Genomic DNA, 13,940 nt, shown 5'->3' on the forward strand with positions numbered 1-13,940 from the left:
GCGCCGCACCGCTCGATCCGGCGCGGATAGCCCGCGCTCGACGCCCTCACGGTGCGGGCGGCCGGGCGACCAGCGCCTCACCGTGACCCGTGAGCGCGCGCTCGGATGCCGCGGCGGGAACGAGCACGGTCGACCCCGCGGGGAACCCCTGTCCTCCCAGAGCGACCTCGCCATCGACCACGACGACGATCGCGAACCCGGGATCGAGCATCACGGGCCCTCCGTCGACCGGAACCCGATCGAGGCGGAAGTACTCGTCGGCGGCGGCCGGGAACGCCGACCCCGATCGCGGTGCCGTGCGGACGAGGGCGTCGAGCTGTGCCCGGTCACGTCCGGTGCGGTTCACCGCCGTCAGGGCCAGCTCGAACCCGAGACCCAGATGCCCCTCCCCGGCGCCGTCGATCGCGAATCCCTCCCACTCGAGCAGGATCGAGAGGTCCTCGGGCTGCTGCAGTTCGAGCAGGAGAACACCCGCGCCGATCGCGTGCAGCTCCCCCGGCGGCACCCACACCACATCGCCGGGCCCGACCTCGATCGCGTGCAGCAGACCGAGGAGCGCGGCGACGTCCTGGCGCGCGACCAGATCGGCGAGAGCATCGGCCGTCACCTCCTCCCGCAGGCCGACGTACACCGTCCCGCCCTCGAGGATGTACCAGGCCTCGGCTTTGCCGTGCGCGCGGCCGAGATGCCCGGCCGCGAAGTCGTCGTGCGGATGCGCATGCACCGGCAACCGCTCCCCCGCGTCGAGCAGCTTGACGAGCAGGCGCGCGTCGTCACCCCAACGGCGGACGTGCTCCTCCCCCAGCCAGGCGATCGGATCCTCGGCGATCGCCTCGCGCAGCAGCCGCCCGTCGGGCAGGGTGCTGAGGCCGAGGGTCTCCTCGCCGCGGACCGTCGTCACCGATCCGATCCAGTCCTCGGGTTCGCGGGGCGCGGACCCCGGATCGCCGCGGAACGCGCGGAGGCGCTCTCCGCCGCGGTAGAAGCGCTCGGCCGGTCGGTTCGGGGCGAGGGCGATCGGGTTCATCGGGCAGCTCCGTTCGCATCGGCGTGCGCAGCATTCACATCCGCATCGGCGTGCGCAGCATCCGCATCGGCGTGCGCAGCATCCGCATCGGCGTGCGCAGCCAGGAACCCGCCGACGAAGGTATCGCCGAGACCGATCGTCGTCGGCTCCGGGATATCGAGGGCGAAAGCCGGCACGCCGACCGCTCCGGGGATGCCGCGCTCGACGGCGGCGACGAGCTCGGCGCCGCGGCGGTTCCGCGCCATCGCGGCCGTCTCCTCGGCATCCGACGACGAGAATCCATCGCCGAGCCGGTAGCGCGTCGCCGCGACCCGGACAGCGCTCTCGAGTGCTGCGCGGTGGCGCGCGGCATCCGATCCGACGGCGATCGCCCAGTGCCGGGTGTGCACGACGAGGGCGGGGGCGGGGATCAGCCGGGCGATCGCGGTGAGCGCGGCGATCACGTCGGCCGGATCGAGCAGATCGACGGATCGGCCCAGATACTCCTGCAGTTCGTCCTCGTTCATGCCGTAGACATCGATGCGGGAGAGCAGCCGGTCGCGGACGGTGTGAGAGAAGGCCCGCGTGTAGAAACCCGCGTCCTCGTAGTACACCAGCGCCTCGTCGGGCAGCGACGCGAGCGCGACGAGCAGCTCGTCGAGCCGGCGCTCGAGCAGGTCGTGGTCCTGCATGGTGTTGAAGCCAGACACCAGGAAGACGGATGCTCCGGCCAGGGCCGCCGGCAGATCGTCGGCGAGACGCATCTCGCGATTGGGCGGGTCGTTCGCGAAGATCAGCCGGTTCGCGCTCGGGGAGACGATGTCACCGTCGATCAGCCGCACGTGCGCCCCGACCGGGTACTGCACGATCAGGTGCGGATCGAGGGTGTCGCGGTCGGCCGACGACACGTACGAGACGCGCTCCGGCAGCAGACGGCGGACGTTGTCGTCGATGCTCACCAGATGCTGCACGCTCGGGATGCCGAGGCTGTCGAGCACGAGCCCCGCCCGCACCCCCGTGCCGCCGAGCGTCACGGCCACGTCGAAGTGCGCGGCGAAGCGCTCGATCACCTCGGAGGACTCGACGAAGCGCTCGGCCCCGGTCCCGGCTGCGACGAACGCGAGCACGGCCACCAGGAGCGAGCGCTCGTCGACGATCGACGCCGCGGCGGTCAGCTCGTGCCGCCGGATGCGATGCTCCCGGGCCAGCCGGCCCACGACGGCGGAGTCCCACCGCAGTTCGAAGTCGACCGTTCCGCCGAGCCCCAGCACGAGCCGACCGCCCACATCACGTGTCATCCGTCGATCGTCCTCCCCGTCGAGATCCGTGCCGGTCAGTACAGGTCGGCTTTGCCGTCCGCACCGAACAGTTCGATCTTCTCAGCCGCGGTCGCCTTCAGGGCGGCGATCGGCTCGGGCTGGATCGCGTTCGGCTCGCGCAGACGCTCGTCGGTGCCCAGGATCTCGCGCATGCGGTTGTGGTACGAGACCTTGATGTCGCTGGAGATGTTGATCTTGTTGATGCCCAGCTCGACGGCGCGACGCAGTTCGGCATCCGGGTTCGCCGATCCGCCGTGGAGCACGAGCGGGATGCCGACCGCGGCCTTGATCTCCTGGAGCAGGTCGTGGCGCAGCTCGGGGTTCTTCTCGGCGGGGTACAGCCCGTGCGAGGTGCCGATGGCGATCGCGAGGCTGTCGACGCCCGTCTCCTCGACGAAGCGCACGGCGTCGTCGACGTTCGTGTAGATGATCTCCGCGGCACCCGACTCGCCGTAGCTGTCGTTCGCGCCGATCGTGCCCAGCTCGCCCTCGACCTGGATGCCCACCGCGTGCGCGGCCTCGACGACCTTGCGCGTGAGCGCGACGTTCTCGTCGAACGGCAGCAGCGACGCGTCGATCATGACCGAGGTGAACCCGGCCTTGATCGCCGTGATCATCTGCTCGTAGCTGCCGCCGTGGTCCCAGTGGATCGCCACGGGGACGCTCGAGCGGTGCGCGCGGGAGTGCATCGCCGCGATCAGGTCGGTCGTGATGTGCGAGACCTCGTCCGGGTGGATCGCGATGATCACCGGCGCGTTCTTCTCCTCACTGATGTCCATGACTCCGTTGAACATCGCCCAATCGCTGATGTTGAACGCCGGGATCGCGAAGTTGTGCGCGTTGGCGACGTCGAGGATGGATTTTCCGGTGTAGAGCACGTGTTTCTCCTGTTTTCGTGATGGTCGAGGGCCCCGGGCGGGGTGGCGGTCAGCTCTTCACCGAGCCGGCCGTGAGGCCGCTGATGAAGTAGCGCTGGAAGAAGAGGAAGAGGATGAGCACGGGGATGGACCCGAGCACGCTCATGGCCATGATCTGGTTCCACTCGTAGGAGTGCTGCCCCATCAGGAGTTGGATGCCGATGGGCACCGTACGCATGTCGATCGTGCGTGTGAGCGTCAGCGCGAACAGGTACTCGTTCCACGCGATCATGAACGTGTAGATGCCCACCGACACGATGCCCGGCACCGAGATCGGCACGAGGATGCGCCACAGCGCCGTGAACGACCCCGCGCCGTCGACGCGGACGGCCTCGTCGAGCTCGCGCGGCAGGGTGTTGAAGTAGCCGGTCATCATGATGATCGCGTAGGGCAGCGTGAACACCATGTACGTGAGGATCAGCCCGGCGTAGGAGTTGTAGAGGCCGAGGCCGACCATCAGGCCGAAGTACGGGATCAGCAGCGTGATGGGCGGCACGGCCTGCACGCTCACGATCACCACGTTGAGGATGCGCTTGCCCCGGAAGTCGAAGCGGCTGAAGGCGTAGGCCGCCTGGATCGCGACGATCAGGGTGAGGATCGTGACCGACCCCGCGACGATGTAGCTGTTGAGGAAAAACCGCACCGTCTCGGCGTTCGTGAAGATCGCGATGTACGCGTCGAACGAGAAGGTGTCGGTGATGAGCCGCGGGGGCAGCTCGAAGATCTGGGTGTTGGACTTGAACGAGCTCGAGAGCATCCACAGCACGGGTCCGGCGGCGAAGACGGCTCCGATGATCAGTCCGATCATCAGCGAACCCTTCGCGACGACGCGGCGGTTCTTGACGGTGAGCGCCATGATCAGTCCCTCGCTTTCTGGTGACGGACGTAGAACACGGCGAGCACCATCGACATCAGCAGCACGAGCACGGCCGAGGTGGCGGCGAGCGAGAAGTCGTACTTGGCGAAGGCGAGCTTGTAGGTGAAGGTGCTGAGCACCTCCGTGACGTCGATCGGACCGCCGCCGGTGGTCATCCAGATGAGGGCGAACTGCTGCGAGGTCCAGATCAGGTCGAGCAGCACGAGGCTCACGATGATCGGCCGCAGCTGCGGGATCGTCACGTTCCAGAAGCGCTGCACGTTGCTGGCGCCGTCGACGGTGGCCGCCTCGTGCAGTTCGGCCGGGACACCCTGGAGGCCGGCGAGCAGGCTGACCATGAAGAACGGGTACCCCGCCCAGATGTTGATGAAGATGATGGTGCCCAACGCCAGCTGCGGAGAGGCGAGCCATTCGATGTCGGTGTTGAGCAGGAAGTTGATCACGCCGTTCGGGGCGAGGAGCATGCGCCACAGCACCGCGATCACCGCGACCGTGAACAGCCACGGCAGAACGTAGAGGGCCCGGAACAGGGAGCGCGAGACCCGGCCGAGGAGCGGGCTGTTCAGCATCATCGCGAACGCGAGACCGAGCACCAGGTGCGCCAGCACGCTCGCGACCGTGAACAGGATCGTGTTGCCGGTGGCCTTCCAGAAGCGGGGGTCGGAGAGGACCTCGACGTAGTTGGCGATCCCGACGAACTCGGGCGACTTGTTCAGGATCACGTTGTCCTGGAACGAGTATCCGATCACCATCACGATCGGCACGATCATCAGGACGAACAGCAGGATGATCGTCGGCGAGAGGAAGGCGTACGACTCGGTGGTCTTGCGCAGTTGCCGTCGGCGCCGCGAGTGCGGCACCCCGGTGACGATCACCTCGGTGTCGTCGGTCGTTCTCAGGCTCATGAGGTGCGGGCTCCTAGGTTGGTCGGGTGCCGCATCGCATCATCGGCGATGCGGCACCCCGTTCAGGCGGGAGGCGAGGAGCTCAGAACTCCGCTTCCCAGGACGTCTGCGCCGCCTTGAGCGCGTCGGGGATCGACTGCTGCCCGTCGAGTGCGGACTGCAGCTGCTCGCCGAACTGGCGCATCAGCTCCTCCGCCACCGGCAGCCCGGTGAACTCATTGGCGGGGTAGCCGGCCTGGTAGATGTCGAACGCGGTCTTGAACAGCTCGTCGTCGTTCACGAAGTCGGGAACCGAGGTCGAGTTGCCGGGGAAGGCCTTCGCCATCGTCGACAGAGTCGAGTTGGTCTCCTGGCTCATGAGGAACTCGACGAGCTTGAACGCCGCCTCCTTGTGCTCGGAGTTCTCGGCCACGCCGATGCCCCACGAGGCGTAGGGAATGCCACGTTCGCCCTCGTATCCGTCCTCGGCGGGGATCGCCGAGATCGAGAACTCGAGGTCGGGGTTCGTCTCGCGGATGAGGTTGATGTGCGCGAGCGAGTCGATCATCATGCCGGCCCGGCCGTTGGTGAACTCCTCGACCTTGTCCTGCTCCTTCATCGTGAACGAACCGGAGGCGATCACTCCCGCGTCCCACAGCTCGCCGATGTACTCGACCGCGGAGGTCACGTCGTCGTTGGTGAGATCGGGCTGACCGTCCTTCAGCATCGAGCCGCCGGATGCCCAGACCCACGACATGACGTCGTTCTGCACACCGTTCGGCGCTTCGAGGGAGAGCGGGAGGACCCACCCGGAGACGTCGCCCCCGAGGGCGGAGACCTTCTCCGCGGCATCCGCGAACTCGCTGCGGGTGGCGGGCGGAGCGTCGACACCGGCCTCGGCGAGGAGCGCGTCGTTCGTGAACATCGGATACACGAAGTTGACGACCGGGATCATGTACGTGCTGCCGTCGACCTGGATCTGGCTGGCGAGCTCGCTGTCGTCGTAGTCGTACTCCTCCATCAGCGCGCTGAGGTCGGCGATGACTCCCTGCGAGGCGAAGTCGTTGACCCACGCGCCGTCGAGACCGACGACATCGGGCATGGTGCCGGACGCGGCTCCCGCGAACAGCTGCTCCTTGGTGGAGGCGTACGGCCCGCTCACGAGATCGACCGTGATCCCGGGGTTCGCCGCCTCGAACTCGTCGATGAGGGCGCGGAACTCGCCGTCGGGCAGTTCCGGCTCCCACCACTGGGCGAACTCGATCGTCACGTCGCCGCCGTCTCCACCGCTGTCGCCGCCGGTGCTGGGCGCGCAGCCCGCCACCGCCAGAAGGGTCACGGCCGCCGCGGCGGCTCCGACGATGTTCCGGGTGCGTCGCTGCCCCAGTCGCACTGTGCTCATCACTTCTCCTCTTCGAGATCGTGCCGCATCACGCGCTTCAATGCTTGTTCATGCGGTTTTGAGCCATGTTATGCCCGGATTTGCCGCGGCGTCAAGCGTCAATCTGGAGATGTCGTTACAGATTCCCGCGACCGGGGGCGAATATTCCGCGGATAATCACTCATGCACGCGATATGCCGTTTTCTGCACAAGTCTGCGGTGTTCGTCGCTTTCGTGTGCTAGAGATGTCTGCATGGAAACATCCGCACCGGCACATCGTCGTCGCCTCCCCGCGGGCAGGAAGGCCGATCTCGCCAGCTACGTCGAGCAGACGGGGCAGGTCACGGTCGGCGATCTCGCCGAGCATTTCGGCGTCTCGATCGACACGATCCGCCGCGATCTCGATCAACTCGACCGCGAAGGCGTGCTCGTGCGCACCCACGGCGGTGCCGTGAGTTCCGCGACCGGGCCGCTCAAGGACCGCGCCCTCGACGTGCGCATGCGCGTGCAGACCGAGGAGAAGGAGCGCATCGCCCGCCTCGCCGCCGGTCTGATCGAGGACGGCTCGGTGGTGATGTTGAACGCCGGGACGACGACGTTGGCGGTCGCTCGCGCGCTTCGCAATCATCAGGATCTGACGATCGCGACGAACAACCTGCGGATCCCCGCCGAGCTCGCCCCCACCGCATTCCGCGACCTGTACGTGTTCGGCGGTGCGGTGCGCTCGATCACCCAGGCGACGACCGGACCCGTGACGTTCACGATGACGCCCGGCGGCCCGGAGGTCGACATCCGCTGCGACCTCGCGCTGATCGGCGTCGGGGCCGTCGACGAGGGCGGGTATTCGGCCTCGAACCTCGGCGACGCCGCGATGATGTCCGAGATGATGCAGCGCGCCGAGCGCACCGCTATCCTGGCGGACTCCTCGAAGATCGGGCGCCGGTTCTTCGCGCAGATCGCGCAGCTCGACCGGGCCGACTACCTGATCACGGATGCTCCGCCGCCCCCGCACATCGCCGCAGCCCTTGCGCAGGCCGACGTGCAGGTTCTCGTCCCCTGACGACCTGACAGCGACCTGAACGACGACGGAGGCCGCCGGGATCGCTCCCGGCGGCCTCCGCTTCGATCAGCGGGGTGGGGTCACCACCATCCGCCGATCAGATCGAGGATCCAATCGATGATGCCGCCGATGATCCCGCCGATCGTGCTCGCCTTCTTGACGGTGACGGATGCCGTGGCCTCGTCTCCGTCCGACTGCGACACCGCGACGGTGTAATCGCCGGCCTTGGTGTTCTTCGGAACCGTCACCGAGCCGTCGAACGAGCCGTCGCTGGCGACCTGGATCGTGCCGACCTCGATCGGCGCGCCCTTCTTCGGTCGCAGCTGCACGGTCACCGTCTCGCCCGGTGCATAACCCTCACCGGTGATCTGCAGCTTCTTGCCTGCCGTCACCTTCGAGGAGGCCAGGTCGATCGTGCCGGCGAACTCCGCCTCACCCGTGATCGTGAACGGCACCTGCACCGTCGTGCCCGTCGCGGGGACCGAGACGGTGAGCGCCTGCTCACCGGTCGCTCCCGCAGGGACGGTGAAGGTGAGCGTCGCACGTCCGGCCTCGTCGGTCGTGTCGACGATCGCCGGGTCGATCGCGCTCGCGGCGAGCTGGGTGTCGCCCAGCGAGAGCGTCACCTCGCCAGGCGCCGGCTCTCCCGCGCTGAACGCGAGCGACGACAGCGCGACGGTCACCTGATCGCCCGCACTGTACCCGTCGGCATCCGCCGGGCTGACCGTGACGCCGACGGCGCGCTGCGCCTGATCGGGCGTCGCGGTGCCGTTCGCGTCGAACCAGTCGACCATCGACTGCAGATCGATCTTGCCGGTGTCGCGCTTGCCGGTGCCCTCTCGGAAGGTGACGAAGTTGTCGCCGCCCGCCGCGAGGAACGAGTTCGCCGCGACGGTGTACTCGGCCGCCGGGTCGATCGGGGTTCCGTCGAGCGTGATCGAGGTGATCCGCGCTCCCTGCGCCGCCGTGGGGTCGTACGTGTAGACGAGCCCCTCCGAGACGCCGAGCTTCAGGAACGGACGCGCCGCCCCCGCGGGCTGCCACTGCTCCTCGAGCACGCCCTTGAGCTGCTCCCCCGTCAGGGTGAGCGTCACGAGCGTGTTGGCGAACGGTTGCACGTTCGCCGCCTCTCGATAGGTGACGTTGCCGTCGGGATCGGATGCCCCGCTCGACGCGTACGCGAGGTTCGCGCGCAGACCGCCGGGGTTCATCAGGGCGATGTCGGCATCCGTCGACCACTTCTGCACATCGGCGACGAAGTTGCCGATCGTCGACTCGCCACCGCGGTTCTCCGAACCGTTCGCCTGACGCGCCCGGTTGAAGTCCGCCGTGATCTGCCCGACCTCGACCGCACCGAGCACGTCGGCCTCGGCCTTCGCCTTCGCGACGATCTCGGCGACCTCGGGCACGGCCGGGTAGAGCGGCTGTCCGTTGGCGGTGAGCGGTTTGATCTCGTTGGTGATCGAGATCAGGTCCTTCGTGGTCGGGTCGACCTGGATGTTCATCAGGCCCAGGTTCTCGCCGTACTGACCTGCCGAGACGACCGGGCGGCCGTCGATGACGTGGTTGTAGGCGAGGTGGGTGTGAGCCGAGACGATCGCATCGACATCGGCGTCCACGCCGTAGACGATCTCACCGAGCGGCGAGTCGGGCGTGACCGCCGCGACATCGGTGCTCTCGGCGCCCTCGTGCACGAGCAGGATGATGACGTCGGCCTCGCCGTTGGATTCGTCGCCGTCGCGCAGATCGTCGGCCACCGCGTTCACGGAGTCGGCGATGCTGCGCACCTCGAGGTCGGCGATCCCCTCCGGGGAGACCAGCGAGTCGAGATCCTCGGTGACGGCTCCGATGAAGCCGACCTTGACGCCGTCGAGCTCCTTGACCCAGGCGGGGGCCAGAGCGGGCTCGCCGGTCTCGGTCACGAACACGTTCGACGCGATGTACTCCCAGTCCGCGCGGTCCTGCACGCGATCGCGCAGGTCCTCCCAGCCCTGGTCGAACTCGTGGTTGCCCGCCGAGCTCACATCGAGACCGGCCGCGTTGAGCGCATCGATCGTGGGGTTGTCGTCGTTGATGAACGAGGTGAACGTCGATGCACCGATCAGGTCTCCCGCTCCCGCGAAGATCGTGTTCGGGTTCTCGGAACGGAACTGCTGCACGGCTCCCGCGAGCACCGCGGCACCGGCGGCGGCACCGTCGGCCTCGATGCGTCCGTGGAAGTCGTTCACCGTGACGACGTCGATGCTCACCGGCGGGATCTCCGAGGAGACGCCGACGATGATCGGGTCGTGGTCGCTCGACCGGTAGGGCGTACCCGCCTCGGTGGCGCCGAACGCGTAGCCGCGGTCGCTCCACTCGGGCGAGTTGATGCCCCAGACGCCGGCTCCGGTGATCGAGGAGGCGAGCGACGGCGACGCGATCACGTGGTCGAGCGAACCCAGCTCGCCGTCGAACGAGTACGTGTACTGTCCGTCGGTCTTGTCCGCGACGAGATCGCTCCAGCCCGCCGACGTGAACACGTCGATCGGGTCTTCCTTGCCGTAGGCGTTGAAGTCGCCGATCAGCAGCAGGTCGCTGCTCCCGGTCGACTGCTCGAGGTCGCCGGCGAAGTCGAGGATCGCCTCGGCCTGCGCCACGCGGTCGGCGTTGAAGAAACCCTGGCCGTCGGCCGGCTCGGCACCCGCGCCGGTGGGCGGGGACTTCGACTTGAGGTGGTTCGCGACGACCGTCACGACCCGTCCGTCGATGTCGAACGCCTGGGCGATCGGCTCACGGGCGTTGCCCCACACCGACTCGTCGGTCACGGTCGCACTGTCGCCGACCGGTGAGACGGCATCCTTCTTGTAGATGATCGCGTTGGTGATGTAGTCGGTCGTCGCCGCGTCGTTCAGGGCGTCGGGCGTCGGCACGAACGCCCACACCTCGCCGCCCGCCGCGTCGTTGAGCCCGTCGACGAGGTCGGCGAGCGCCGTGTCGATCGGCTTGCCGAGCTTGACCGAGTTCTCGATCTCCATGAGCGAGACGATGTCGGCGTCGAGTCCGTTGATCGCCGCGACGATCTTGGACTTCTGGATCGCGAACTGCTCCGCATTCGCCGCGCCGCGGGCGTCGGGGTTCTCGCTCTTCAACGTCGTGAAGTAGTTGAAGACGTTGAACGACCCGACCTGCACGTCGCCGCCCACGTCCGGAGCGGTCTCGGGGCGCGGGTTGGTCTGCTCGAAGCCGACCTTGAGCTCGGCGGGCGAGGAGTCGTCGATCGGCACGGTCGGCTGCAGCCGCCAGTCGTCGAAGCCCCACTGCAGGATGTAGCCGGCGTCGCTGAAGTCGACGACGTCGCCGGTGCGCACGACCTGGTCGGTCGTGAAGTACGGCTGCTGGCCCGGGTGGTTGTTGTTGTTGACCTGCAGAGACCATGCGTCGTCGAGCAGGATGCGGTTCGCCCGATTGGCGGCCGCGATCGCGGCCGCATCATCACCCGGACGCGTCGTCTCGGTGCTCTTGACGTTGAGATCTTCCCCGGCGTTCAGCCACAGCGTGCCGAAGTTGTAGAGCTGGTGGCTCGACGCGAGACGGTAGGTACCGGCCGGGGCGACGAGCATGTTCTCGTACTGCTCGCGGTCGGCGCCCACGACGGTGTCGGGGAGAGGGGTCACCTCGGGCAGACCGGCATCGGCCGTGACGACCTCGACACCCGCGAGAGCCGTGGGCGAGATCTGGGTCTGGCCGAAGTACTCGCTCACGCGGCCCGTGACCGAGACGAGGTCGCCGATCTCGAGAGTCGGAGCGAGGGCGTTCAAGAAGACGAACACGCCGTCGGAGGCACCGGGCGTCGCGTCCTCGGCGCCGCCGGAGCCCTGCGTCTGGATCACGATGCCCTTGTAGCCGCCGGTCCGATAGTCGGCGGTGACGATGCCCTCGACGGTGACGGTCTGACCGTTCACGGGAGAGACGTCGCCGGTGCCCTGCACCTCGGCGATCGTGTGGGTGGTCGGCGTGCTCGCGACCGCGGCATCCTCCGCGGGGGCCGCCGGTGCTTCTTCGGGCGCGGGCGCCGCTGCCGCGTCGTCCGCCTCGTCCTCGGTGTCCGGCTGCGTCGACGGGGCCTCCTCCGGTGCGGGGGATGCGGTGTCGTCCGGCGCGGGGGTCGCCGGAGCCTCGGTCTCGGTGCTCGACGATGCGGGGGCATCGACGGGCTCCTCGGCGAAAGCGGGGGCCGCGGCGAGCGACCCGAAGGTCAGCGCGACGGCGGTGGTCAGAGCGAGAGCGCCGGTGCGCCCCCGCTTCCGGAATTCTGACGAATCGACTCCCGTGCGGGCGTCGTCGTGGGGGGCTGACATGCGAACGGTCTCCTCGACATTGTGGATTTCGGTGACGTCGGGCCCTTGTGGGGCCTGTCGTGCGAGCGCCCGGAGCGTGTGTCCGGACGCGCGCATGTCTTCGACCCTACGGAGAGGGTCCGACATCCTCAATGGTGTTCGCCGTTTGGTCACCGACTGCTCACCGGCCGCGCACGGCCGCATTCCCGGGGTGCGCGTGTCAGGCGGACGCCGCGGCGGCGTCCTCGAATTCCTCGACCTCGCGCTCCCACGCGTCCTTCGCCAGGCGGTACCAGAGGTAGAAGGCGAAGCCCGCGAAGATCGCCCACTCGACGGCGTAGAACACGTTGAGCCAGTTGACCGGCGACATCTCGTTCGGCGCCGGAGAGTCGATGTCGACGAGCCCGGCGGATGCCTCGATGGCGGCGAGATACGGCCGATACACGTCGAGCCGGTCGGTGTCGTGCCAGAAGCTGAGCAGTGCGGCCGTCGACATCCGGTTCATCCGGTCGGGCTCGTCGTGCGGCGGCGGGACCGGTCCCTCGTCGGAGATGATGCGGCCGGCGATCTCGACGGTGCCGCCGTCATCGGCGTTCAGCTCGTCGATCGCCGCGTCCGCGCTCTCGCGGTCGGGTGCCCATCCGATCGCGACGGCGATCGAGGTGCGCTCGGCGACGCGCAGCTGACCGGTCACCCAGTAGCCCTCGACGCCGTCGTTGTAGCGCTGCGAGACGACGAGGAAGTCGCCGGGCACCCAGGTGCCCGAGGTCTCGACCCGCTGACCGACGAGCGGCTCGGGAAGGTACTGCCCCGGTTCCACGACCTCATCGAGCTGTTGCACCTGCTCCGTCGCGCCCGGCTCGGGCGGGTCGGTCTCGATCGCACGCTCGAGCTGCCACTGGCCGAGCCAGGCGAACACGCCGGCCACCAGCAGGCAGAACAGCAGCATGCCGATCCATCGCCCGCGCAGCATCACCTCACGGAGGGTCGGCGGGAACAGCGAGGCGGACGACACGGCGGCGATACGGAGGATCAGGCTTCGTACGGGGCGAGGACGACCTCGACCCGCTGGAACTCCTTGAGGTCGGAGTATCCGGTGGTCGCCATGGACTTGCGCAGCGCGCCGATGAGGTTCGCGGTGCCGTCGGCCACGGGAGCGGGGCCGTACAGGATCTCCTCGAGCGTGCCGATCCCTCCGACCTGCACGCGACGACCGCGCGGCAGCTTCGGGTGGTGGGCCTCGGGGCCCCAGTGGTAGCCGTGACCGGGCGCATCGGTGGCGCGGGCCAGCGCGACGCCGAGCATGACGGCATCCGCTCCCATCGCCAGTGCCTTCACGATGTCGCCGGAGGTGCCCACGCCGCCGTCGGCGATGACGTGCACGTAGCGTCCGCCCGACTCGTCGAGGTAGTCGCGACGCGCCGCCGCGACGTCGGAGACGGCGGTCGCCATCGGCGCGTGGATGCCGAGGGTCGCGCGCGTGGTCGACGCCGCTCCCCCGCCGAAGCCGACCAGCACACCGGCCGCGCCCGTGCGCATGAGGTGCAGCGCGGCCGTGTAGGTGGCTGCGCCGCCGACGATGACGGGCACGTCGAGGTCGTAGATGAACTTCTTGAGGTTGAGGGGCTCGATGTCGCTCGAGACGTGCTCCGCCGACACCGTGGTGCCACGGATCACGAACAGGTCGACCCCGGCCGCGGCGACCGTGTCGTAGAACTCCTGGGTGCGCTGCGGCGTGAGCGAGCCGGCGACGGTGACGCCAGCCTCGCGGATCTCGGCGAGACGCTGCGTGATGAGCGCGGGCTTGATCGGCTCCGAGTACAGCTGCTGCATGCGCACGGTCGCCTGGGAGTCGCTGAGGCCGGCGATCTCGGCGAGCAGCGGCTCGGGGTTCTCGTACCGGGTCCACAGGCCCTCGAGGTCGAGCACGCCGAGGCCGCCGAGCTGCCCGAGCATGATCGCCGTCTGCGGGCTCACGACGGAATCCATCGGCGCCCCCAGCACGGGGATCCCGAAGCCGAAGGCGTCGATCGTCCAGGCGGTCGACACGTCCTCCGGGTTGCGCGTGCGCCGCGAGGGCACCACCGCGATGTCATCGAACGTGTACGCGCGACGCGCGCGCTTTCCTCGGCCGAGCTCGATCTCCATGGTCACCACTCCAGACTACCCGGGCGCGGAGG

Annotated in this window: 10 protein-coding genes; 1 reads left to right on the forward strand and 9 read right to left on the reverse strand. The window is 68.4% G+C overall.

What is annotated here, in order from left to right:
- Positions 1-46 precede the first annotated feature (46 nt).
- The 6 genes from WFJ97_RS06105 to WFJ97_RS06130 form a co-directional block, all read right to left on the reverse strand.
- Entirely contained in the window at positions 47-1,027 is a 981-nt protein-coding gene (locus WFJ97_RS06105; RefSeq protein WP_336640825.1) for a class I mannose-6-phosphate isomerase, read from the reverse strand.
- The gene (locus WFJ97_RS06110; protein ID WP_336640826.1) at positions 1,024-2,304 is read right to left on the reverse strand and encodes an ADP-dependent glucokinase/phosphofructokinase; all 1,281 of its coding nucleotides are present in this window, start codon (positions 2,302-2,304) and stop codon (positions 1,024-1,026) included. Before WFJ97_RS06110 ends, WFJ97_RS06105 begins: the two co-directional genes overlap by 4 nt.
- Before the next feature lie 35 nt (positions 2,305-2,339).
- Positions 2,340-3,203 (reverse strand): ketose-bisphosphate aldolase, encoded by an 864-nt coding sequence (locus WFJ97_RS06115; RefSeq protein ID WP_336640827.1) that lies wholly within the window; start codon positions 3,201-3,203, stop codon positions 2,340-2,342.
- Positions 3,204-3,252: 49 nt separating this feature from the next.
- Positions 3,253-4,098, reverse strand: a complete 846-nt coding sequence (locus WFJ97_RS06120) for a carbohydrate ABC transporter permease (RefSeq protein ID WP_247632737.1) — start codon at positions 4,096-4,098, stop codon at positions 3,253-3,255.
- A gap of 2 nt (positions 4,099-4,100) precedes the next feature.
- The gene (locus tag WFJ97_RS06125; protein WP_247623162.1) at positions 4,101-5,024 is read right to left on the reverse strand and encodes a carbohydrate ABC transporter permease; all 924 of its coding nucleotides are present in this window, start codon (positions 5,022-5,024) and stop codon (positions 4,101-4,103) included.
- 82 nt (positions 5,025-5,106) lie between these two features.
- The gene (locus WFJ97_RS06130; RefSeq protein ID WP_336640828.1) at positions 5,107-6,405 is read right to left on the reverse strand and encodes an ABC transporter substrate-binding protein; all 1,299 of its coding nucleotides are present in this window, start codon (positions 6,403-6,405) and stop codon (positions 5,107-5,109) included.
- Positions 6,406-6,637: 232 nt separating this feature from the next.
- Between WFJ97_RS06130 and WFJ97_RS06135 the strand changes: the two genes are divergently transcribed.
- On the forward strand, positions 6,638-7,444 hold the full coding sequence (locus WFJ97_RS06135) for a DeoR/GlpR family DNA-binding transcription regulator (RefSeq protein WP_247623164.1): 807 nt from the start codon (positions 6,638-6,640) through the stop codon (positions 7,442-7,444).
- A gap of 80 nt (positions 7,445-7,524) precedes the next feature.
- Here WFJ97_RS06135 and WFJ97_RS06140 read toward each other — a convergent pair whose 3' ends face one another.
- From WFJ97_RS06140 to WFJ97_RS06150, 3 genes are all read right to left on the reverse strand, one after another.
- A complete protein-coding gene (locus WFJ97_RS06140) occupies positions 7,525-11,781 on the reverse strand; it encodes an ExeM/NucH family extracellular endonuclease (RefSeq protein ID WP_336640829.1) in 4,257 nt (1,418 codons plus the stop codon).
- Between the two features lie 199 nt (positions 11,782-11,980).
- Positions 11,981-12,733, reverse strand: a complete 753-nt coding sequence (locus WFJ97_RS06145) for an SURF1 family protein (protein ID WP_336641862.1) — start codon at positions 12,731-12,733, stop codon at positions 11,981-11,983.
- A gap of 59 nt (positions 12,734-12,792) precedes the next feature.
- Positions 12,793-13,908 (reverse strand): GuaB3 family IMP dehydrogenase-related protein, encoded by a 1,116-nt coding sequence (locus WFJ97_RS06150; protein WP_247624720.1) that lies wholly within the window; start codon positions 13,906-13,908, stop codon positions 12,793-12,795.
- Positions 13,909-13,940 lie beyond the last annotated feature (32 nt).

It is taken from the genome of Microbacterium sp. USHLN272 (genome assembly GCF_037149655.1).
Lineage (GTDB): Bacteria > Actinomycetota > Actinomycetes > Actinomycetales > Microbacteriaceae > Microbacterium > Microbacterium galbinum.

Bases quoted from the DNA above. Each gene is read 5' to 3' on its own strand.
- WFJ97_RS06130 (WP_336640828.1), bottom strand. From the start codon at position 6,405: ATGAGCACAGTGCGACTGGGGCAGCGACGCACCCGGAACATCGTCGGA.
- WFJ97_RS06140 (WP_336640829.1), bottom strand. From the start codon at position 11,781: ATGTCAGCCCCCCACGACGACGCCCGCACGGGAGTCGATTCGTCAGAA.
- WFJ97_RS06150 (WP_247624720.1), bottom strand. From the start codon at position 13,908: ATGGAGATCGAGCTCGGCCGAGGAAAGCGCGCGCGTCGCGCGTACACG.
- WFJ97_RS06125 (WP_247623162.1), bottom strand. From the start codon at position 5,024: ATGAGCCTGAGAACGACCGACGACACCGAGGTGATCGTCACCGGGGTG.
- WFJ97_RS06110 (WP_336640826.1), bottom strand. From the start codon at position 2,304: ATGACACGTGATGTGGGCGGTCGGCTCGTGCTGGGGCTCGGCGGAACG.
- WFJ97_RS06105 (WP_336640825.1), bottom strand. From the start codon at position 1,027: ATGAACCCGATCGCCCTCGCCCCGAACCGACCGGCCGAGCGCTTCTAC.
- WFJ97_RS06135 (WP_247623164.1), top strand. From the start codon at position 6,638: ATGGAAACATCCGCACCGGCACATCGTCGTCGCCTCCCCGCGGGCAGG.
- WFJ97_RS06120 (WP_247632737.1), bottom strand. From the start codon at position 4,098: ATGGCGCTCACCGTCAAGAACCGCCGCGTCGTCGCGAAGGGTTCGCTG.
- WFJ97_RS06145 (WP_336641862.1), bottom strand. From the start codon at position 12,733: ATGCTGCGCGGGCGATGGATCGGCATGCTGCTGTTCTGCCTGCTGGTG.